Here is a 19,458-nt window from a genome sequence, read left to right on the forward strand (position 1 = left end):
AGTTGGTTAGACCTTGTTCTCACATTTTCTTATAGGATAAGAACAGATTCTTTGTTTGCATCGTCTTCAGTTGCTGCAGTAGCCTCTACCTCAACTGGCTCTTCATGCTGGTCACTTTCTTCTGTCTGTTGATTTTGTTGAGCTTCAAACTCAGCTAATTCTTTGTTGCCAGCCTCGATACGAGCTTGCAATTCAGCAACCTCTTCTGGTGTGAATTGACGAGTCATATCAATTGGCTCTTCCTCAGGTTGTGAAGGAATAGTTTCACCAAGAACTTCACCCACCACTTCTTTAAAGGCTTCATCGCTTGTTTGAAGATACGTTGCTGTTGGGCGAAGAATGTCTTCCCAATCTGATGACTCAACAATAGCCAATTGACTTTCAATCGTAGACTTGAGGCGTTGATGGAATACACGACTCTTGTTCTTCAACTCTTCTGTCTCAACAGCCACTTTCTTAGCATTATCTGTTGCCTGACGGAGAATTTCGTTTGCCTTGTATTTCGCTTCTTCAAGCAAACGCTGAGCGTCTTGTTCAGCTTGTTGAATAATATTGTTTGAACGTTCTTGAGCAGCTTGTTTGACACGCTCAGCTGTATCTTGAGCAATCAGAACTGACTGACTCAAGGAATCTTTCATTTCATCAAAGTAAGACAAACGTTCTTCCAAACTCTTGATGTGTGTCTCTTTGTCGTGATTGCTACGAACCAAGTCTTCATAATCACGAACAACGATATCAAGAAACTCGTCTACTTCTTCTGGGTCAAAACCTCTAAATCTTGTACCAAAGGTTTTATCTTTAATTTCTAACGATGTAATTGGCATACTTTTCCTCACTTACTTAATAATAATTGAATGCTTAATTTTATCTTGTCTTTTTTTGTCTGTCCATTGTCTTTGACAATTTTTAGACGACCAAACTTTCTCACACTGATCAAATCTCCAACTGCAACCTGGTAATCACTTTTTTCAACCAGATGATAGTTCACCTGGACAGATTTTTTCTCAATCAGTTGACTAGTTTGATTTCTAGATAATTTCAAGGCACTTGATAAGAGGGCATCCAATCGAAAACTCGAAACTAAAATTTCTCGTTCTCTATAATCAATTTTAGATATAATCCTATCGGTAAAAGGACGTTCCTCCAGCGATACAGGAAGTCTGCCAATCTTTCTTATTCCATCCTGAAAAAGAGGAATGAAATCACGATTGACAAAAATCTGTGCTCTCTTTTCATCTACCAAGATATCACCAAATAATTTACGGTCAATCCCTAGTTGGTTGATGATTGTTCCCAATATTTTTCCATGACTCAGTTGTTCAAACTTACTCGGATAGCAAATTTCCAACAAGGCCATTTCAAAGTCTGATATCTCCGGTTCAAAGTAATCTGGATAGAGAAGAACTCGAACCGACTCTGTCGGAAGAACATCACCACTACTTTGGCAACCCAGTCCATATGTCCCAGCTAGCACCCTCAAGATCTGTTCCTGATGGGGATTGATAAAAGGAGTAAGTACCGGCGCATAGGTATCTTCTACCCGCTTGATCCACTCTAATCCCTTATCAATAAAGGGAATATCATCTTGGGAAAAATGCTGATAAATGGCTCGATTTGCTGTCATAGTAATAGGACTAGTCGTGTTAAGAGATTTCCAACAAACTGAATCAGAATCAGCGCTGCCCAAACCGTAAAATCAAGACCAGCAAATTGTAGATTGAGCTTACGAAGGGGCTCAATAACTGGGCGAGCAAGTCTGATAACTAAGCGACCTAGCTGGCTTTCATAGGCATTTGGAAACCATGAAAGAAGAGCAAATGCAACGAGAATGATGGAATAAATGCTAACCGCATTTTGGATTAAACGAATTAAGAAAATCATTATCTTGCTCTATTTCGTTTAATATCAAAACCAAACTCAGCGCTTTGTGATTCATCTGGAAGCTTGATATCCTCAATATTCACGACAACGTTGACAGGCGTCAATAGATACATCGTACTCGCAACTTTTTTCATATTTCCAGCCAAGACATGACGGGCTCCATCCAAGTAATCAAGGCAACGACGGGCTTGTACTTCTGTCATGTATTGGAAATCAATCAAAATACTTTCATTTCCAGCCAACAAATCTACAATTTCAGTTGCATCTTCATATTTTCTTGGATAGCGAACGTCAATTGTCACTTTCTCATCTGAACGATGGCTTTGCATTGCCAATTCTTGCTGTCGCGCATGAAGACGAGTGATATTTGCATCTTTAGCTGATCCTGACTGAGCAGGTGCTGGTAATTCTTTAGAAGATGAGATGGCTGGGCTAACTGTTTCCTCTTGTTGAGTCTGGTAGTTAGTCGTTTCTTCTCCGTCTTCTGTAAAATAATCTATAAATTTATCGAATCTATCTTTTAAAGACATAGCTCTCTCCTATTTAAAAAATGCTGTACCGATTCGAACAAAGGTTGAGCCGAACTGAATCGCTTCTTTAAAATCACGACTCATTCCCATGCTTAGCTCTGTCATCGGCATATTAGGGATTTGTTTTTCTCTAATTTCTGCTTGCAGAGCCTGCGTATCCTTGAAAATTTCTTTCAATTCATCACTGTCTGCCTCAAAAGGAGCCATGGTCATTAAACCAACATACTCAATCTGATCTAACTTAGCCAATTCTGGCAAAAGTTCTAGCAATTCTTCTTTTGAAAACCCATGCTTGCTTTCTTCCCCAGAAATATTGACCTGCAAGAAACACTTGATAACATGATTTGTTCTCTTTTGAATTTCCTGGGCTAACTTTAAGGAGTCTAAAGCATGAAAGTAATCCACAAATGGGATTACTTCTTTCACTTTCCGTCTCTGTAGTGTTCCTATTAAATGCCAAGTAACTGGGTAATCTTTCAAGGCCTGATATTTTTCTAAAAATTTATCAACTCGATTTTCACCTATATGACGGACACCAAGCGGAAGCAAGGCTTCCGCTGTTTGTACATCTACATACTTTGTCACTGCGATTACTGAAACAGCATCTAGAGCACGGTTGGCTTCTTGACTAGCATCAGCTATTTGCTGAAAAACTAATTCAGTATTTTTTTTCAAATTCATTGATTAACGATTTTTGAAGAATGGAGGTGTATCCAATTCATCTTCATCTTGTGAAACTGGTGTTTCGAAGCGTTCTACCGGTGAAACAACTGGATCTGTTTGGCGAACAATTGACTCACGACGCAAGTCCCAGTCTCCAAAAGCAGACGCTTGGTTTGTTTCAAAGCGACGTGGGCTTGATTTAGGCAATTCTGCTGTCTCTTCCAAGTCGAATTGACGGTCAAATGTGTGTGCTTGAGGAGCTTTAGTTGATGGACGTCCAACTGGTTGGTTGTTACGAGCTCCAACTACTTTTTCCACGCGCTCTTGACGAACACCTGTCGCTACAACTGTAACACGGATTTCATCCTTCATGCTTTCGTCAATTGATGTTCCAAGCCAGATGTTTACACCTTGGCCAGCTGCTTGGTTGACAATTTCTGAAGCTTCTTCTGCTTCAATCAATGTCAAATCAAGACCACCAGTAACGTTGACGATGACATCCTCTGCACCATCGATAGTTGTTTCAAGAAGTGGAGAGTAAATTGCTTTACGAGCTGCTTCAACAACGCGTTCTTCACCACTACCGATACCGATACCCATAAGGGCATTCCCTTTGTTTGCCATTACAGTTTTCACGTCAGCAAAGTCAAGGTTAATCAATCCTGGGTTTGTGATCAAGTCAGTGATCCCTTGAACACCTTGGCGAAGAACGTTATCTGCTTCGCTAAGAGCTTCAAGAAGTGGCGTTTTCTTATCAACGATTTCAAGCAAGTTGTTGTTAGAGATAATCAACAAAGTATCAACATGCTCGCGAAGTTCGTTGATTCCTTCTACAGCGTACTGGCCACGTTTGCTTCCTTCAAATCCGAAAGGACGTGTCACGACACCAACTGTAAGAGCACCAAGATCTTTAGCGATACGTGCAATAACAGGGGCTGCACCTGTACCAGATCCACCACCCATACCTGCAGTGATAAAGACCATGTCCGCTCCAGTGATAGCTTCCGTCAAAGCTTCTTCACTTTCTTCTGCAGCTTTACGTCCAACTTCTGGACGTCCTCCAGCACCCAATCCACGAGTCAATTTAGGACCAAGTTGGATAACTGTTTCTGCTTTCGTACTGCTAAGGGCTTGCACATCAGTGTTGGCTGCGATAAATTCTACACCAGCAACACCTTCGTCAACCATGCGGTTAATGGCGTTACCACCACCACCACCGACACCAATTACCTTAATAACTGCGCCTTGAGCTGCTGCTGTATCAAATGAAAATGTCATAATTTCTTATCCTCTTTTATTCATCAAACATGCTTCCGATCAAACCACGGAAACGTTCTGTTAGCTTCGGTTTACTTTGAGAACTTGCTTGGAATTCTTCCTTCGGAGCAACTGGAGCTTCCTGCACGGTTTCAGCTGGAGCTGTTTGTGCTGGACTTGGTTGCGCTACAGGATTCAAACGTTGATTTGGAATGCCAAAGTTGATTGGTTTTTGACGAAGGAATTCATCTCCTTTAACTGCTTTTTGAGCAAGAAGATTGACTTCAGTCAATTTACCAGCAAACTCAGACAAGCTAATCACGTGCGCAAATGCAGGGTTGCGAATTCCAACTTGATTTGGTACATAAAGTTTTACGCGAACACCAAATACTTCTTGGGCTAATTCAACAATTCCTGGCAAAATTGCATTTCCACCGATAAGGACGATACCTCCTGGCAAATCTAACAAGTGTCTTCTTTCCAACTCTTGTTTGATTTGGTCAAAGATATGTTTGATGCGTGCTGAGATAATTTCTGCCAAGTAGCTTTCTGTCACTTCAACAGGTTCTACTTCACCGATTACTTCAACTTGAAAAGTTTCGTTACTTGCTAGTGGAACATAAGCTTCACCGTAGTTGAGTTTCAAACTTTCAGCAATTTTTTGAGATGTTTTCAAGACTTTAGAAATGTCTTTAGTAACGTAATCTCCACCTTCTTGGTAGATATTGGTGAATTGCAATTCTTGGTTACGGATAGTGGCTACAGTAGTTTGACCTCCACCCATATCGATGACAGTCGCACCAAATTCGCGTTCGCCTTCATTGAGAACGGAGTTCACAATTGCCAAAGGTGAAATAATCACATTATCAACATGAATACCTACACGCTCAACTGTCTTACGAAGATTGTGTAGAATTGTACGAGGACCTGTGTAAAGCAGACCACGCATTTCCAAGCGAACACCCATCATACCACGAGGGTCACGGATTCCTTGGAAACCATCCACGATGAATTCTTCTGGAATAAAGGTAATCACTTCACGGTCAGGAGTCATGCTCTTTGTCAAAGCTGATTTGACAACATTTTCAACATCTTGATCTGTGATTTCTTTAGTATCTGAAGTTACAGGAATCATTCCTTGTGTTGGTTCAACCTGCAAGAGGTTTGCTGGAAGGCCAACGTTAACAGACTTAATAGAAATACCAGCTTTCTCTTCTGCCTGTGTGATTGCGGATTTGATTGCTGAAGCAGCTGCTTCAATATCAACAATAATTCCGTCTTTTACACCTTTACTTTTGGCATTACTAACACCAATTACATTTACTTCGCCATCTCTATGCTCAGCTACTAGCACTTTAATCGAGCTTGTTCCGATATCTAAGCCTGTAAAAAAACCATCTCTAGTCATTACATCGCGTCCTCTCTGTCTTCCAAGTTTCTCACTTCTATTTAATAACTATGTTTGGGCATAGCTATTCAAAGAATATTATAACACAAAAAATCCAATCGTGCTTAGTTTTTGATAAAATTCCTGCATGTTTTTTGAGAAAATTCTAGAAAAATTCTTCTTCTAAGAGATTTTTTGAAGTTAACGTTCACAATTTCCTTTCTGCTTCTTAAAAACCCAAAAAAGAGAAGATCATTTTAGATCTTCTCTTGAATAAATTCTTCCGATTTTTGTTGTAAAAAATTTTCTACTAATTTCCCTGTTAAGCGAATTGCTATCACGATAACAGTCGAAACAATGAGATAATTTAAGGGTTGGCCGAAGCTTCCAATAAGTGGTGGTTTGTTTAAAAATCCATAATCCCCATCTACAACTAAATTGACAACCCATATCAAGCCATTTAAGGCGAAGGTAATCACAGCCACATTCTTCAAATCGAGAAGGGATGGCTGATAGTTTCTAAACAAGTATAGAAGCGCATTTCCTAAAAGGGCAACATGTCCGATAATGAAGGACAAAATGGTCACGTGTGGAAATGGGTAGGGATCAAAGAGAGGGTAAGCCAGTGCTGCTGTTGCTCCAAAAGTTCCTAAAAGAGCAAAGTACTGTTTGTACTTGGATGTTCCTGGAATCAAGAGCATCACAAACATGGCGATACGGCAATGATAGAAGGGTAAACTTTCTGACAGAGGCATGAGATTTCCCCAATACCAGCTATACAGAACAATCAGTTGAACAGACTGAAGAATCTGAATAAAACGCTGGTAAGCCACTTTGTCGCGAAAACGATAAGAAGCATAGAAAGTAAGAGCCAGTAAACATAACAAACCAATGTACCAGTGAAGTTCAAACTGGGGCGGTTCTGATATCTGCGTGGTAAATAATTTATCCCACAAATTCATATTCTATTCCTCGTTCATCTAGCCGGAGCAGTAGAAAAGTCACTGCTCGACCTTTTTATTTTTTTGAAAAACTTGATTCCATGCCATGCATAGAACACTTGCGTCTTAAATTCGCAACCTATTATATCATTTGTATTGCAGAAATGCACCTTGCAGACACCCTTTTTTGATTTGTCAACTTCTCTAGCATAAACTAATCAACATATTGGTCTCTTTGTCCTTTATAAACTTGCCAGAGAATCTCCATTTGGTCCTTGGTGATGCGTTTTTCAGATAAGACTGGCAATTGGTCAATGGCAAAAAATTGAAGGTCAGCAATTTCTTGATTCTCTTGAAATTGTCCATCAAGAAGCTTACATTCAAAGACAAACTTTGCATATTGTTTGCTCTGCAGTTGGAAACGATTGGTATCAAAAACTGCAAGTAACCTTTCAGCTTTTGCTGTAAAGCCGGTTTCTTCTTCAATTTCTTTAAGAATATTTTCGGTTGGAGAATAGCCAACTTCACCAAAACCACCTGGCAAAGCCCAACTATCCTCTCCTTTTCCTCTAACTAAACAGACTTTTTCATCCTCAACAATCCAAGCACGGACGTCCATCAGAGGAGTTGCATAAGCGGACGTTGGTTTCAAGACTTCTGCCACTTCTTCTGCATCGAGGTCTGATACCTGATTCAACATTTCAGATAACAGGATTCGCAAGTCCTCGTAGCGCTCACGGTCGAAAGGATCTTTTGTAAAAGTTAATCCAGTATCCGTAATGGCTAGCATTCTTTGCAGATACTTGGTAAAATCACTTGCATTCATTTTCTAAACTTTCTACCAACTTGGCTAGATTCATGGAGTTAGAGCCTTTAAGCAAAATTTGGTCATTGGCACCGAGGCTTTCCTTGACTTGCTTGACAAGGTCTTCAAATTGGTCCTCGTCAGCTGTTTTCTTAAAATAGAAAACGTGGCCGATTGGAAACATTTGACTGGCAAGTTGTGCCAATTCGGCAATGTCTTCTCCATAGAAAATAACGGTATCCAGCACATCTGGCGATAGGCTTAAAATCATCTGGTTATGGAGTTGGACTGACTGGTCGCCGAGTTCCTTCATGTCTGCCAAGACAGCGATTTTCTTGCCCCCTTCATTAGCTGGAATGGCAGAGAATGTCTCCAAAATCAACTTCATAGCAGTTGGATTGGCATTGTAGACATCTGACAGAATATCTGCTCCATTGGCTGCCTTCTTCCACTCAGTACGATTGCGGGTCAATTCTAGGTTCTGAAAGGCCTGACGAATTTGCTCCTCTGAAACTCCTTCTTGTAGAGCCACATAAGCAGCAATCATAGCATTGGTGGCATTGTACTTACCTGTCACTGGCAAATCGAGGGCTTGTCCCAAGAAATTGGCCTTAAAGGTCAGACTATTCTTGCGCTCAACCAAGTCTGTGATTTCCAGCTCTGCTCCTGGCCCAAAACGAACCACCTTTTTATCTGTAGGCAAGTAGTCCTCTACAATCGAGTCAGCTGGTGCCAAAAGCAAAGAACCTGGTGCCATACCATCTGCAATCTGCATTTTTCCTTTGGCAATCTCAGAACGGTCTTTGAAAAAGGCCAAATGAGCTTCTCCAACCAAGGTCACGATGGCTGTCTTAGGATGAGCCAATTCAGACAAGAGATGGATATCACCCAAGTGATCCTGCCCCATCTCCAAGACCAACTTTTCTGTCCCCTCAGGCATATGGAGAACCGTGTAGGGAAGTCCTATCTCGTTATTGTAATTGCCTTGTGTCTTGTAGGTCTTGTAGGTCGTTGACAATAAATGCGCCAACATATCCTTGGTCGTCGTTTTTCCATTTGAACCCGTTACGGCAAAGACATCAACAGCCGTTTTCTCAAGATAGTAGGCGGCTAGTTGTTGAAAGGCAATCAAAACGTCAGCTACTAGAATGTAGGGATGATTTGCAACCTCTTTCTCAGACAAGGTTACTGCTGCACCATTTTCAAAAGCTGTTTCGATAAAGTCATGACCATCGCGCGCACCTTTGAGTGGCACAAACAAATCACCTGTCCCAATCAAACGACTGTCAAACTCAGCTTTTTCTATCTGGGTGTCCTCAAAGATGCTGACATCATTTTTAGCACCAACAGCTTGGGCAACTTCATGGATTGTTAATTTCATTTCTACTCCTTTAAAAAGGGTTGAAGTCCGAGAACTCGACTCACCTTGCAGTGATAGTTCCGGCTTCTACCCTCTCTTTCATTTTATAGCAAATGCGCTTCGCGCTTGTCAAAACTTTGCTTAGCAAGGTCAACTAAACGCTCGATTAGTTCTGGGTAGCTGATTCCCATATTGTCCCAAAGTAGTGGATACATAGACCACTGGGTAAAACCTGGCATGGTGTTAAGCTCGTTTAGGAAAATCTCGCCCTTATCTGTATAGAAGAAATCACAACGAGACAGACCGAGGCCACCGATTGCACGGAAGGCTGTTTCTGCATTATGACGCATGACAGCTGCCACATCATCACTGATTTTAGCCGGGATGTCCATGGTAATCTTGTTGTCGATATACTTGGCATCGTAATCATAGAAGGCAACATCCTTGACCACTTCACCTGGCAAAGTGCTCTTCACATCGTAGTTGCCCAAGAGACCAACCTCGATTTCACGCGCATTCACCCCTTGCTCTACCAAGACACGGCTGTCATATTGGAAGGCAAGTTCTAGAGCTTGGCGGAGTTCTTCTTGGTTTTCAGACTTAGAAATACCGACACTGGAACCCATGTTTGACGGCTTAGTGAAGACTGGATAAGTCAATTTTTCTTCAACTTCAGCGATTTTAGAAGTCACATCATCTCCTTCGACAATGGCCACATAAGGAACTTGAGCGATCCCGACAGATTCTAAAACACGCTTGGTCGTGATTTTGTCCATAGCAAGGCTGGATGACAAGATATTGCAGCCGACATAAGGCATTTTCAAAACTTCTAAAAATCCTTGAACAGAGCCGTCTTCTCCCATCGGTCCATGAAGAACTGGAAAGACCACAGCGCCTTCTTCGTAGATAGCACTTGGCGCGATTTTCTTGTCCCAGTCAATAGTCGCATTGGTCATGAGACGATCCTCTTGACCTGGAGTCTGGCTAAATTCTTGCGTTTTGATAAAGTCACCTGATTGGCTGATGAAGAAAGTCTTGACTGTGAAACGATCGTAGTTGACCGCACGCATCACACTTTCAGCTGAAAGGACAGAGACTTCACGCTCTGCACTACGCCCACCGTATAAAAGAATAATCGTTTGTTTCATATTGCTTGTCCTAATTCTAATAGAATACTCGTTCTTTAGTATATCATATTTGCTTCTTTTTTGAAACTTGTATCTAAAAAAGCCCTCATTTGAGAGCTGAAATTTTACCTATCCACCACTTGAGCTTCAAAGTGTGCTGGCTTGTCGTCTACATTGGTGATGGTAATCGTGTAGGGAGTTTCTTCCGTCACACCAAATACTTCCTTTATTTCCCCTTGAACCACTATTCCATCACTTTCTAAATAGATACTTTTACTCTTATCATTTGATAAGTCTTTGCGCTCTGTGCCATCTTTGGAAATAATAATCTCAGTTATTGACTGCTTCTCAACATTATAAACTGTATTACTTCCATTCATACCCCATCCTTTTCGGCCCGATAATTTTACTTTAGCATCATCCTTTTTTTCTAAAATCAATTCTGAATTATACTCCAGCTGCTCTGTTTTAGAAAAAACTTTCAATTCAACACTTTGACCTGGTTGCAGAGTATACTTGCCAAGATTTTGTGCCCATAGAAAAAAGAGAATTGTAGCTGTCAGAACTCCAACAAGTGCTAAATTGCAACCTAAATTCCAATTTGATTTTCTCTTCAAGTTCATTTGTTACTCTCCTTATAGTCATTAATACCATCTTGAATTGTCTTAGCATCTCCTGGATTATCTCCATAAGAATTGTTTCATGGCAATCCGCCATTATAAAACTATTACATCGTCGTTCCGTTTGTTATTCTATTCTCCATGTATCCTTAACTGTCACTTCTCCCCAATTATCTGGTCTAAAACGACTAGAGTAGATAGTGGTCCAGTCTTTAAGGACTTTATTACGGAGTACATTATCTGCTTCCTTGCGAATCTCATCAACAGTCTTTCCATGATCCGCTAGAAAGGCTTCTACTTGAGACTGACGAAAATATCTCACGCTTTTCTCATCGTGATACCACATATAGCGTTCTAATTGTTGATTGTTTACATTGTACAGATATTCTACATTTATAGTTGTCTCTGAATCTGGTATTCTCAAACGCATTTCCAGGTTAACTTCTGTCATACCCTGAAAGTCAAAATAAAAATTATAACCTAGAGAATGAATAGTATTTGGTAAGTCTACACTTTTATAATTAATAGCATATTTATATAAATCTTGAGATCCATTATCGATAATTTTTAACCCTTTTAACTTATAAAAAGCTCGACCTTTCCAGAGAAAGGTATAATTGTGATAGTCACTTTCTTCGTAGTATATTTCATCAAAAATATTGTGAACTCTCTGATATTTATAATACTGAAAACCAGAGAGAGATAATAATAATAATAAAACTATTAGCAACGAAAAAATTACAAATTTCCTCTTCTTCATCCAATCACCTCGTCTCTATCAACTCTTGATTACCTGTTTCAATATTTCGAATGAAATTATAAGTACTTGGGTAATTTTTTTGTAGCTTATCTACGGTATCTTTTTCTAGTAAAATTCCTCAATACGCCCAGATGTTCATAAAGCATTGTAATGAGCAAGAAGCCACTTTCTCTGGTAAACTATCCATACAAAGTCTGATACATCTTTTCCATGAAAGCCTCAAGCTCTTTTTGAACAATGTTTAATAGGCGTTCTTCTTCGGCTTGAGAGATGTTCACACTCTCTTTTATATTGTTTTCATTAACTTGAAAGTAGCTGCTAGAAACTAAATCAAAGTTCTTATCCAATTCATATAGTACACTAGTTATTTTACCATCTATCTCTATTCTAAAATAAGCTGTAACCCCATTCCGTCCAGGATTTGAGATATCCAAATCGATGTCTCCTTTTATCCCTATGGAGTCAATTCCTCCATCCAATCGAATAGCTCCATCAGGAGGAACAACATAGCCCGCTTTACGGATGTCAGACGCATATCTTTCTGATGCCATCAAACGTTGTAAGACGGCTATATTGTCCCTCTCTTCAAAAGAGGTTTTTAATTGCATATATTCTTGGTGGTTTTGATACTGAAAATAAAGATTCAAGCCAGTAACTAAGGCAATTACAGATCCAATCACGATTAGTATTTTTTTAAGTCCCGACATTTTTTACTCCCTCTGTCTAAGTAATCATAGAAGTGTTGTTCATACAGCATTGCGTTGAGCAAGAGGCTACTTTCTCTGGTAAACTATCCATACAAGGTTTGATACATTTTTTTCATGAAGTCATCAATCTCGCTTTGAACACTTCTCAACAAGTAATCTTCTTCGGCTTGTGAGATAGAAACAATCTCTCTTTTCCCGTTACCATTTTGCTGAGAATAACTAGAATCAATTAAATTCAGATTTTTATCTAAAATAAAAGTTATATGTGTTTGTTTTTCATTAACTTGTGTAATGAAAAACAACTGAAAATCCTTAGCATCTTTTTTTGGAGGGCTAATTTTCAAGTGTAGTTCTCCTTCTATTTCTAATGGATAAATGACTCCATCCAAACGAATAGCTCCGTCAGGAGGAACGACATAGCCTGCTTTTCGGATGTCAGACGCATATTTTCCTGATGACGTCAAACGATGAAGAACTTCAATTCTTTCATTTTTTTCAAAAGCTTCTTTTAAAGCACTAGATTGTTGGAAATGATTGTAAGTAAAATATAAAGGAATCGCTAATAGGAACAAGGACAATACAATCAACCACTTAAACTGTTTTACTTTATCTAACATTCGCCTTTCCTCTATCAACACTCTCTTTCAAATAGGTGGGATTATCAGTTCTCACTCGTCTTCCTCGTCGTCCAACTCTACCTCTCCATGGATTCGGATATACTCCCTCGCGCTTCCTATCCAATTCTTCCCAGAGAGGCTCGTCTATGGCTTTCAAAACCTTTATCTCTTCTAAACTAATATCGACTGCTTCGTCGTAGGTCATATTCAGTAGGTCTTTATGTTTCGTTTTGAATTCTTCAACACTCAGCCATGTTTCTTTGTCGTCTTCGCTGATTTGACCGTCAATGACAGATGCTACCTCAATCGCCATGATATAGAGCGCTCGCTTGTCAACCGTTAGAATATCCTTATGAGTCGTGATTATTCGAAGATAGTCTCCTTTTTCTCGCCCATCACTTTCATAAGAATCTTCAAAATTTAAATTTAAATTTTCACGCTTAAAAGTCGCCCAAGAGTCTTTTCCTATTCTAAAATCAGCCATTCCCCAACGCTCATCATTTGAAGAAAATTTATCTAGAGTTAAACTCAAATAAAAATTATCATCAAATGCATAAGAAAAACCAACTTTCACTCCCTTACGTTCTTTGAACCACATTTTCCAAGGATATTCCATACAGTTTTGGTATATACTAGTTTCGTAGTTGCCTTTAAGATATAGTTTCACTCGTCGTCCTCATCGTCATATACACGTTCGCCATGGATAGCTATGTACTCTTCACGTTTTCTATCCAACTCTTCCCAGATGGGATCATCAATAGCGTCGATTATTTGAATTTCTTCTAAGCTCATCTCATTTGCTTCATCAAAAGTCAGAGATAAGATATCTTGGTGCTTTTCCTTGAATTCCTCGACTGTTAGCCATGTTTTCTTATCATCTTCACTAATTTTCCCATCAATTGCAGTCGCAATTTCAAGTGCCATAATATACATAGCTCGTTTATCAACTGTTAATACATCTAGATAATTCGAAGCGATTCTTAGATAAGCACCCTTTTCTCTACCGTCGCTTTCATAACTTCCTTCATAATCCAAATCAATATTTTCATATTTTTGGGAATTGATTGCACTGCCCCCTTTTGCCTTGACATCTTTCCAACGAGAGCCACTTGCTCCCCACTTATCTAACCGTAAAGATAAATAGAAGTCATTTTGCAACATCTCATCATCCCCGACATTTGAGAAACTTATTTTTTTACCATTTCTTTCTTTAAACCACATTTTCCATGCGAGTTCTCTGTAGCCAAATGACACTTTTCTAGTATAATCACCTTTGATGTATATTCTCACTCGTCTTCCTCATCGTCATAAACACGTTCGCCATGGATTTTGATATATTCTTCGCGAAGGCGTTCTTCCTCTTCCCATAGAGGATCTCTTACCGGTACCATTGTCTTTAATTCTTCCAAACTGATTTCAACAGCTTCATCATAAGTCAGTGAAAGAACATCCTTGTGATATTCCTTAAATTCTTCTACACTTAGCCAACTTTGCTTACCGTCTTCGCTAATCTGACCATCAATGGCAGATGCTACTTCAATAGCCATAACGTATAAAGCGCGCTTGTCAACCGTCAAAACATCTATATGAGATGTTGCGATACGTAGATAATCTCCACGTTCTCTCCACTCTGTAATGAAAGTTTTTTCAAATTCCAATTGAATATTTTCATCAGAAAACGAATTCCAAGGATCACTCTTGTCATATGGTATATGATTCCATCGTTTATCATTAAATCGCCATTTATCAAATTGAACTCCAAAAAAGAAATCATCCTGTAACATAGCATCATCACCAAGATTGGAGAAACTTATTTTCTTGCCATTCCGTTCCTTAAACCACATCTTCCAAACAAGCTCTCTAGTTGTGAAGTCTATTTTTTTCGTAAAATCACTTTTGATATATAGTCTCATAAATCTGAGATATCGCCTCCATGTGCTAGTATATATTCTTTTCGACGATTGGCTTCTTCCTCCCAAAGAGGGTCGTCTACCACATCCATCGTTTGAATTTCAGTCAAACTTAGTTTATTTGCTTCTTCAAAAGTTAGAGATAGAATAGCCTCGTGCTTTTTCCTAAACTCCTCGACTGTTAGCCATGTCTTCTTATTATCCTCGCTAATTTGCCCATCAATCACCTTTGCAATCTCAAGCGCCATAATGTACATAGCTCGTTTATCAACTGTCAAAACTTCTAGATGGGTGGTTAAAATACGGAGATAGTCTCCCTTTTCATTATAATCCGTAGCAAATGCATCTTCAAAATTAATTTCAATACTTTCCTTAATATGTGAAAAGAGTCTTCGTACCCCTTCCTTTAGGGGGACACTAGACCATCTCTTATCGGCAGTGCCTTTCCTCAAGGATAAATTTGAGAAAAAATCTTCTTGTAATGCATCATTGTTCCCAGCATTTGAGTAAGAAATTTGCTCATCTTCTGGAAACCACATTTTACCAGCTAGTTCCAAATAGCCATAAGGTACTCTTTTTGTATAATCACCTTTTAAATATAATTTCATTGTTCACTCCTTATTGCGTCAAGTATTTAAAAGCTTTCCACATATTTTTGATAACTTCTTCTTTAGCTCCTTTTCCAAGTCCATTTAGTTCAGATTGTTCATTTACCCAGTTTACAATATCCTGCCTACTTGAAATAGTTGAGGCTTCAATATCTATGTCGAGGTTATAACCTGACTTTCCACTCCCCGATTGAACTTGGATTTTCCCACTATCTGGCTCCGCATCAACTCGAATATTATCGACTTTTTTACCGTTAACTCGTCCAGAAATTTTTTTTCCAAAAGACTTACTCGTCGGTTTATTTGCCTGCCAGCTGTTGTAGTTGCTAGAATAATTAACCTGAATTTCGCCATTTAGTAAGGCCGTATTTGTAATAGCTGATAAGCTAGTTACTGCTCCACTAGATATCAGTACATTTCCATATTGTACCACTGATACAGATACTGCGGTACCAACTACGATACTTCCTCCCATTGTTGGTGGACTAGCCATTATACTCAATGTTTCGAGAGCACCACTCGCAAAGTAGACTCCTAAACCAGAGAAAATTTGAGCTACTCCACTCCAAAATTCGACTGAATTTGCTTCAAAGTTTTGGGCTTTTAGTTCATCAAGCTTTTTGTTAACCAAATGAGTATAGTCAGCATCGTATTTCCCGTTTTTTGAAACGACATAGCCTTGTTCCAAGGGGGAAATTTCAATGATATTCCCCATCTCATCAATCTTAAGAGTGTGATTGTAGTCGTCAATTATTTTATCCCATTCGGACTTGTCGTGGCCTTTTAAACGCTTCTTTAATTCGGCACGATAGTAGGCATCTCCATTGTCCGATAGCATCATATCTCTAGAAGCTTTATTGAAGTTCAGAATCCCTGCGAATTTCGATACTTCCTTAAAAGATAATATATTTTCCACCCCAAAAGAAAGCAGGCCAAAGCTATGGAATAGTACAAGATTTTCTGAAGCAAGTGATTTAAAACAATTTTTCTCATCTGATTTAAAACTGTATGTAACCGACTCATCGCATTATCCGAACGTTGTTCCCAAACAGTTACTGAAGTTCCTGTCCTGCTTTCAATAATAGTATTATTATCGGCTACCAATTTCCAGTATTCCCCAGAATGACGAAGCCATTTCTCTCCATTTAACCAACTAATTTCAACACGCTTGTTTCCCTGTAATCTATTGTTGTAACTGAACAATACTTCACCCTCTTTAGATGAAATCTTACTTTCAATTTGATTATCGTTATCAATAACATAAATAATTCCTATGTTTTGACCGTTCTCTTTAGATTTTTCTAAATGAATATGTCTATCAATATCATTCCAGTACTTTTCATATTTATCTTGAATCAATTCAATCATACTGCTTTTAACTTCCATATTAGAAAATGAATAATATTGATAGATTGGCTTAACAATGAACAATACAATGTAAAAATGAAAAAATAGGATATACTTACTTTTAATTCTCATTTACTTCTCCAAAGCAACTCCTTTTTTACAAAACATTCTTAAGAATTGTTTCATGGCAACCTGCCTTTATAAAACTATTACCTCGTCGTTCCTTTTGTTATTCTGTTCTCCATATATCCTTAACTGTCACTTCTCCCCAATTATCTGGGCTAAAACGACTAGAGTAGATAGTGGTCCAGTCTTTAAGGACTTTATTACGGAGTACATTATCTGCTTCCTTGCGAATCTCATCGACAGTCTTTCCATGCTCCGCTAGAAAGGCTTCTATTTGAGATTGCTGAAAATATCCTGTACTCTCATCATCATAGTACCACATAAACCGTTCTAATTGCTGATTGTTTACATCGTACTGGTAATCTACATTTATGGTTGTCTCTGTATCTGGCAGTCTCAAACGCATTTCTATCCCAACTTTCGTCATCTCCTGAAATCCAAAATAAAAATAATAACCTAGAGAATGAATAGTGTTTGGTAAATTTACACTTTTATAATCAATAGAATGTTTATATAAATCTTGAGATCCATTATCGATAATTTTTAACCCTTTTAACTTATAAAAAGCTCGACCTTTCCAGAGAAATGTATAATTGTGATAATCACTTTCTTCGTAGTATATTTCATCAAAAATATTATGAACTCTCTGATATTTATAATACTGAAAACCAGAGAAAGATAATAATAGAACCATTAACAATGAAAAAATTACAAATTTTTTCTTCCTCATCTAATCACCTCATCTCTGTCAATTCTTGATTACCTGTTTCAATATTTCGAATGAAATTATAAGTACTTGGGTAATTTTTTTGTAGGTAGGCCATACACTGTTCTTCATTAGGTAATTCAAAATGCGATTGCATTCCCGATTCTTCCACATATTTCATATTATCTGGTAGTAATTTTGTGAAAATTTTTTGTTTAATTTCTTCTACCGATTTATACTCTACAAATTTTTCTGCACGAGTGTATTCGCCTCGTTTCATTTCTGAGTAATACTCATTTGAAGCTTCAATATATGATATTTTTTTTCGTTTCATTTTTTGAGTGATATTTACCGCATCTAAGTCTGCTTTATAATCGTCATTTCCAAAACTAATATCATCACTATCAGTAAGCGTCGCATCACCTAACCAACCTGCAAAGTCGCTAACATTCTCGTGTCCAAATTTTGTTAAATCACTTCCTCTAAGTCTATTATTTAAGTTCGATGCTGTAGTAATAGAGAAATGAGCAAAATCTCCTTTTCCATAAAAGGAAGAGTACTTTTCATTCCATTTTTCCTCGAACATCTCGTCGGTCAATTGAACACCATAGACTTTTTCATAAGTTGACTTATATTTTTTTCGTTCATCAACGTTCATACCAGCATAGTTTCTATATATTCCTGAGGAAATTTGACTTTGTAATCGAATATTATAACGTAACTTGGTTATTTGATTATCAGTTAATCCCAAATGTTTCAACAATGTTTTACCATCAAGTGGGAGGCCAGTTATATCCGAAGGTGTGCCAGCAACGTCCATCCAACTGACATCACTAATATATCCTTTAGCCTTATCTTTCATTGATTCACCACTCTCATATCCTTCTGAATATATAAAACTTCCTAATGTTACTAACAAAAGTTGTTCCCGTTCTGTTTGAGATAAATACGGGAATTTTTCATCAATCAATGTGGATATTTCAGTAATCAGTCCACTCATCTCTTTATCAAAGCCATACTGTTCAACTAGCATATTTATAAATTTATCTGATTTATTCTCTGCTTTATAATTCAATGACTCAATCTTCACATCCTTCATCTTCTGCACCCAGCTCATGTCCAGACCGTCCGCATAGTAGTTACCATCGCTATCGACAATGATTTTGCTCAGTTGTGTGGCTCCTTTGATGGCTAAGCTAAGGACTTCTAGACTATCACTGAAATACTGGGAAACCTGTGAGACAAAAAATTCTAGTTTTTCAATCTTGTCTTCCAAATCCTGAATACCTGACTCGATTTGAGACTTGGTATTGTAGAGGATGGTTTTTTCAGAGAAGGCTTTCCCCCAATTGAGACTAAAGAGGTCTGTGATTTGATTTAGCCAGTTCTCCCTCACTTGAATCTGAGCTTCTACGATAGCTAACTGCTCTTCCCTCAGCTTTTTCAGTTCCTTGAGCTGGTCTAGGTCCAAATCACCATATCCAGAAACCTGAGCATCCGCATGTTTGTAGGATGTCAACTCTAGTTGGATATCGTCTATCGCCGCTTGGAGCTTTTTGATACTGGGGATGATAATGTCTGTAAAGAGACCTTTACCAGCTGTGTAGGCTGCTCCTGTCAGTTCACCTGAGTCCAAGGTTGAAATGAGGTGGTCACAACCACTAGATAAGCGATCTGTCACTTCATTCGCGACTTGGAGGTTGTTAGTCATGGCCTGAATCAATTCTTGGGATTCTTGTGCGCTGTATTTTACTCCCATGGTAGCCGATTCCTTTCTGCTATCAGTTCTTCTCTGGCTTCATCGAAAGAGCGACGAGCCTTCTTCGTTTGTTTTTCCAACGTGTCCAGCTCCTCTTCTACATAAGAGTTGACCTGTCGCTGAATGGTTCTACTATCACTTTCGATTTGCTCTATCACTTGACGAGAACTGGGTGATAGAGTCAATAGAGTAGCCATACGATGATTGATACTCTGGATTTCTGAGTGAAAGTGAGTTACCTGCTGTTCATATTGTCTTTTTAGAGTCTGAAGACTTTCTTCCTTATCTTCTATCTTGACAATCTTACGCCAAATTTCTGTGCGCTTTTCTTCATTTCTATCTGCCAT

General features: G+C 38.6%; 22 protein-coding genes and 2 pseudogenes. All 24 read right to left on the bottom strand.

The features are described 5' to 3' along the window. Window positions 1-29: 29 nt before the first annotated feature. Complete coding sequence (locus E7Y33_RS07945; protein ID WP_139690169.1) at window positions 30-824, bottom strand: DivIVA domain-containing protein; 795 nt, start codon at window positions 822-824, stop codon at window positions 30-32. Window positions 825-832: 8 nt separating this feature from the next. Next, window positions 833-1,624 (bottom strand): YlmH family RNA-binding protein, encoded by a 792-nt coding sequence (locus tag E7Y33_RS07950; RefSeq protein WP_139690170.1) that lies wholly within the window; start codon window positions 1,622-1,624, stop codon window positions 833-835. Beyond that, on the bottom strand, window positions 1,621-1,881 hold the full coding sequence (locus E7Y33_RS07955; RefSeq protein ID WP_000576501.1) for a YggT family protein: 261 nt from the start codon (window positions 1,879-1,881) through the stop codon (window positions 1,621-1,623). Before E7Y33_RS07955 ends, E7Y33_RS07950 begins: the two co-directional genes overlap by 4 nt. Further along, complete coding sequence (locus E7Y33_RS07960) at window positions 1,881-2,411, bottom strand: cell division protein SepF (RefSeq protein WP_000053367.1); 531 nt, start codon at window positions 2,409-2,411, stop codon at window positions 1,881-1,883. The genes E7Y33_RS07955 and E7Y33_RS07960 overlap by 1 nt, the downstream gene beginning before the upstream one ends. A 9-nt stretch (window positions 2,412-2,420) precedes the next feature. Next, window positions 2,421-3,092 carry a YggS family pyridoxal phosphate-dependent enzyme gene (locus E7Y33_RS07965; protein WP_139690171.1) on the bottom strand — a complete coding sequence of 224 codons (672 nt, stop codon included), beginning with the start codon at window positions 3,090-3,092 and terminating at the stop codon, window positions 2,421-2,423. Between the two features lie 3 nt (window positions 3,093-3,095). After that, window positions 3,096-4,352 (bottom strand): cell division protein FtsZ, encoded by a 1,257-nt coding sequence (gene ftsZ / locus E7Y33_RS07970; protein ID WP_000144261.1) that lies wholly within the window; start codon window positions 4,350-4,352, stop codon window positions 3,096-3,098. 16 nt (window positions 4,353-4,368) lie between these two features. Then, window positions 4,369-5,739 carry a cell division protein FtsA gene (gene ftsA, locus E7Y33_RS07975; protein ID WP_000196346.1) on the bottom strand — a complete coding sequence of 457 codons (1,371 nt, stop codon included), beginning with the start codon at window positions 5,737-5,739 and terminating at the stop codon, window positions 4,369-4,371. A 236-nt stretch (window positions 5,740-5,975) separates the two neighbouring features. After that, complete coding sequence (locus E7Y33_RS07980) at window positions 5,976-6,680, bottom strand: YwaF family protein (RefSeq protein WP_139690172.1); 705 nt, start codon at window positions 6,678-6,680, stop codon at window positions 5,976-5,978. 193 nt (window positions 6,681-6,873) lie between these two features. Beyond that, window positions 6,874-7,485 (bottom strand): NUDIX hydrolase N-terminal domain-containing protein, encoded by a 612-nt coding sequence (locus tag E7Y33_RS07985; RefSeq protein WP_049501410.1) that lies wholly within the window; start codon window positions 7,483-7,485, stop codon window positions 6,874-6,876. Beyond that, on the bottom strand, window positions 7,472-8,845 hold the full coding sequence (locus tag E7Y33_RS07990) for a UDP-N-acetylmuramoyl-tripeptide--D-alanyl-D-alanine ligase (protein WP_139690173.1): 1,374 nt from the start codon (window positions 8,843-8,845) through the stop codon (window positions 7,472-7,474). Before E7Y33_RS07990 ends, E7Y33_RS07985 begins: the two co-directional genes overlap by 14 nt. Before the next feature lie 83 nt (window positions 8,846-8,928). Then, complete coding sequence (locus E7Y33_RS07995; protein ID WP_139690174.1) at window positions 8,929-9,972, bottom strand: D-alanine--D-alanine ligase; 1,044 nt, start codon at window positions 9,970-9,972, stop codon at window positions 8,929-8,931. Window positions 9,973-10,076: 104 nt separating this feature from the next. Beyond that, on the bottom strand, window positions 10,077-10,574 hold the full coding sequence (locus E7Y33_RS08000) for a hypothetical protein (RefSeq protein ID WP_139690175.1): 498 nt from the start codon (window positions 10,572-10,574) through the stop codon (window positions 10,077-10,079). A 124-nt stretch (window positions 10,575-10,698) separates the two neighbouring features. Next, window positions 10,699-11,331, bottom strand: a complete 633-nt coding sequence (locus tag E7Y33_RS08005; RefSeq protein WP_139690176.1) for a TipC family immunity protein — start codon at window positions 11,329-11,331, stop codon at window positions 10,699-10,701. A gap of 179 nt (window positions 11,332-11,510) precedes the next feature. Further along, window positions 11,511-12,038 (bottom strand): thiol-disulfide isomerase, encoded by a 528-nt coding sequence (locus tag E7Y33_RS08010; protein WP_139690177.1) that lies wholly within the window; start codon window positions 12,036-12,038, stop codon window positions 11,511-11,513. Window positions 12,039-12,121: 83 nt separating this feature from the next. Then, entirely contained in the window at window positions 12,122-12,655 is a 534-nt protein-coding gene (locus E7Y33_RS08015) for a thiol-disulfide isomerase (RefSeq protein ID WP_139690178.1), read from the bottom strand. A gap of 51 nt (window positions 12,656-12,706) precedes the next feature. Then, window positions 12,707-13,322 (bottom strand): annotated as a pseudogene (locus tag E7Y33_RS08020) (hypothetical protein). Next, complete coding sequence (locus E7Y33_RS08025) at window positions 13,319-13,945, bottom strand: hypothetical protein (protein ID WP_139690179.1); 627 nt, start codon at window positions 13,943-13,945, stop codon at window positions 13,319-13,321. Before E7Y33_RS08025 ends, E7Y33_RS08020 begins: the two are co-directional and overlap by 4 nt. After that, window positions 13,942-14,568 (bottom strand): hypothetical protein, encoded by a 627-nt coding sequence (locus E7Y33_RS08030; protein ID WP_139690180.1) that lies wholly within the window; start codon window positions 14,566-14,568, stop codon window positions 13,942-13,944. The genes E7Y33_RS08025 and E7Y33_RS08030 overlap by 4 nt, the downstream gene beginning before the upstream one ends. After that, the gene (locus E7Y33_RS08035; protein ID WP_139690181.1) at window positions 14,565-15,173 is read right to left on the bottom strand and encodes a hypothetical protein; all 609 of its coding nucleotides are present in this window, start codon (window positions 15,171-15,173) and stop codon (window positions 14,565-14,567) included. The genes E7Y33_RS08030 and E7Y33_RS08035 overlap by 4 nt, the downstream gene beginning before the upstream one ends. A 10-nt stretch (window positions 15,174-15,183) precedes the next feature. After that, window positions 15,184-16,032, bottom strand: a pseudogene (locus E7Y33_RS08040) (virulence protein); the annotation flags it as partial. Between the two features lie 5 nt (window positions 16,033-16,037). After that, the gene (locus E7Y33_RS08045) at window positions 16,038-16,541 is read right to left on the bottom strand and encodes a hypothetical protein (protein WP_237665655.1); all 504 of its coding nucleotides are present in this window, start codon (window positions 16,539-16,541) and stop codon (window positions 16,038-16,040) included. A gap of 208 nt (window positions 16,542-16,749) precedes the next feature. Continuing rightward, window positions 16,750-17,376: a TipC family immunity protein gene (locus E7Y33_RS08050; RefSeq protein WP_139690183.1), complete on the bottom strand. Its 627-nt coding sequence runs from the start codon at window positions 17,374-17,376 to the stop codon at window positions 16,750-16,752. A 4-nt stretch (window positions 17,377-17,380) separates the two neighbouring features. Next, window positions 17,381-19,111, bottom strand: coding sequence for an LXG domain-containing protein (locus E7Y33_RS09585; protein ID WP_237665656.1), 1,731 nt, complete (start codon window positions 19,109-19,111; stop codon window positions 17,381-17,383). Then, window positions 19,102-19,458: a TraB/GumN family protein gene (locus E7Y33_RS08060; protein WP_139690184.1), complete on the bottom strand. Its 357-nt coding sequence runs from the start codon at window positions 19,456-19,458 to the stop codon at window positions 19,102-19,104. Before E7Y33_RS08060 ends, E7Y33_RS09585 begins: the two co-directional genes overlap by 10 nt.

Origin of the sequence: Streptococcus oralis (assembly GCF_006175905.1) — a bacterium.
GTDB lineage: Bacteria > Bacillota > Bacilli > Lactobacillales > Streptococcaceae > Streptococcus > Streptococcus oralis_BG.

Coding starts and splice junctions, on each gene's coding strand:
- E7Y33_RS08030 (WP_139690180.1), bottom strand. CDS start 14,568: ATGAGACTATATATCAAAAGTGATTTTACGAAAAAAATAGACTTCACA.
- E7Y33_RS07995 (WP_139690174.1), bottom strand. CDS start 9,972: ATGAAACAAACGATTATTCTTTTATACGGTGGGCGTAGTGCAGAGCGT.
- E7Y33_RS09585 (WP_237665656.1), bottom strand. CDS start 19,111: ATGGGAGTAAAATACAGCGCACAAGAATCCCAAGAATTGATTCAGGCC.
- ftsZ (WP_000144261.1), bottom strand. CDS start 4,352: ATGACATTTTCATTTGATACAGCAGCAGCTCAAGGCGCAGTTATTAAG.
- E7Y33_RS08010 (WP_139690177.1), bottom strand. CDS start 12,038: ATGTCGGGACTTAAAAAAATACTAATCGTGATTGGATCTGTAATTGCC.
- E7Y33_RS08005 (WP_139690176.1), bottom strand. CDS start 11,331: ATGAAGAAGAGGAAATTTGTAATTTTTTCGTTGCTAATAGTTTTATTA.
- E7Y33_RS07950 (WP_139690170.1), bottom strand. CDS start 1,624: ATGACAGCAAATCGAGCCATTTATCAGCATTTTTCCCAAGATGATATT.
- E7Y33_RS08035 (WP_139690181.1), bottom strand. CDS start 15,173: ATGAAATTATATTTAAAAGGTGATTATACAAAAAGAGTACCTTATGGC.
- E7Y33_RS07990 (WP_139690173.1), bottom strand. CDS start 8,845: ATGAAATTAACAATCCATGAAGTTGCCCAAGCTGTTGGTGCTAAAAAT.
- E7Y33_RS07980 (WP_139690172.1), bottom strand. CDS start 6,680: ATGAATTTGTGGGATAAATTATTTACCACGCAGATATCAGAACCGCCC.
- E7Y33_RS08045 (WP_237665655.1), bottom strand. CDS start 16,541: ATGATTGAATTGATTCAAGATAAATATGAAAAGTACTGGAATGATATT.
- E7Y33_RS07965 (WP_139690171.1), bottom strand. CDS start 3,092: ATGAATTTGAAAAAAAATACTGAATTAGTTTTTCAGCAAATAGCTGAT.
- E7Y33_RS07955 (WP_000576501.1), bottom strand. CDS start 1,881: ATGATTTTCTTAATTCGTTTAATCCAAAATGCGGTTAGCATTTATTCC.
- E7Y33_RS08060 (WP_139690184.1), bottom strand. CDS start 19,458: ATGGCAGATAGAAATGAAGAAAAGCGCACAGAAATTTGGCGTAAGATT.
- E7Y33_RS08050 (WP_139690183.1), bottom strand. CDS start 17,376: ATGAGGAAGAAAAAATTTGTAATTTTTTCATTGTTAATGGTTCTATTA.
- E7Y33_RS08015 (WP_139690178.1), bottom strand. CDS start 12,655: ATGTTAGATAAAGTAAAACAGTTTAAGTGGTTGATTGTATTGTCCTTG.
- E7Y33_RS07945 (WP_139690169.1), bottom strand. CDS start 824: ATGCCAATTACATCGTTAGAAATTAAAGATAAAACCTTTGGTACAAGA.
- E7Y33_RS08000 (WP_139690175.1), bottom strand. CDS start 10,574: ATGAACTTGAAGAGAAAATCAAATTGGAATTTAGGTTGCAATTTAGCA.
- E7Y33_RS07960 (WP_000053367.1), bottom strand. CDS start 2,411: ATGTCTTTAAAAGATAGATTCGATAAATTTATAGATTATTTTACAGAA.
- E7Y33_RS07985 (WP_049501410.1), bottom strand. CDS start 7,485: ATGAATGCAAGTGATTTTACCAAGTATCTGCAAAGAATGCTAGCCATT.
- ftsA (WP_000196346.1), bottom strand. CDS start 5,739: ATGACTAGAGATGGTTTTTTTACAGGCTTAGATATCGGAACAAGCTCG.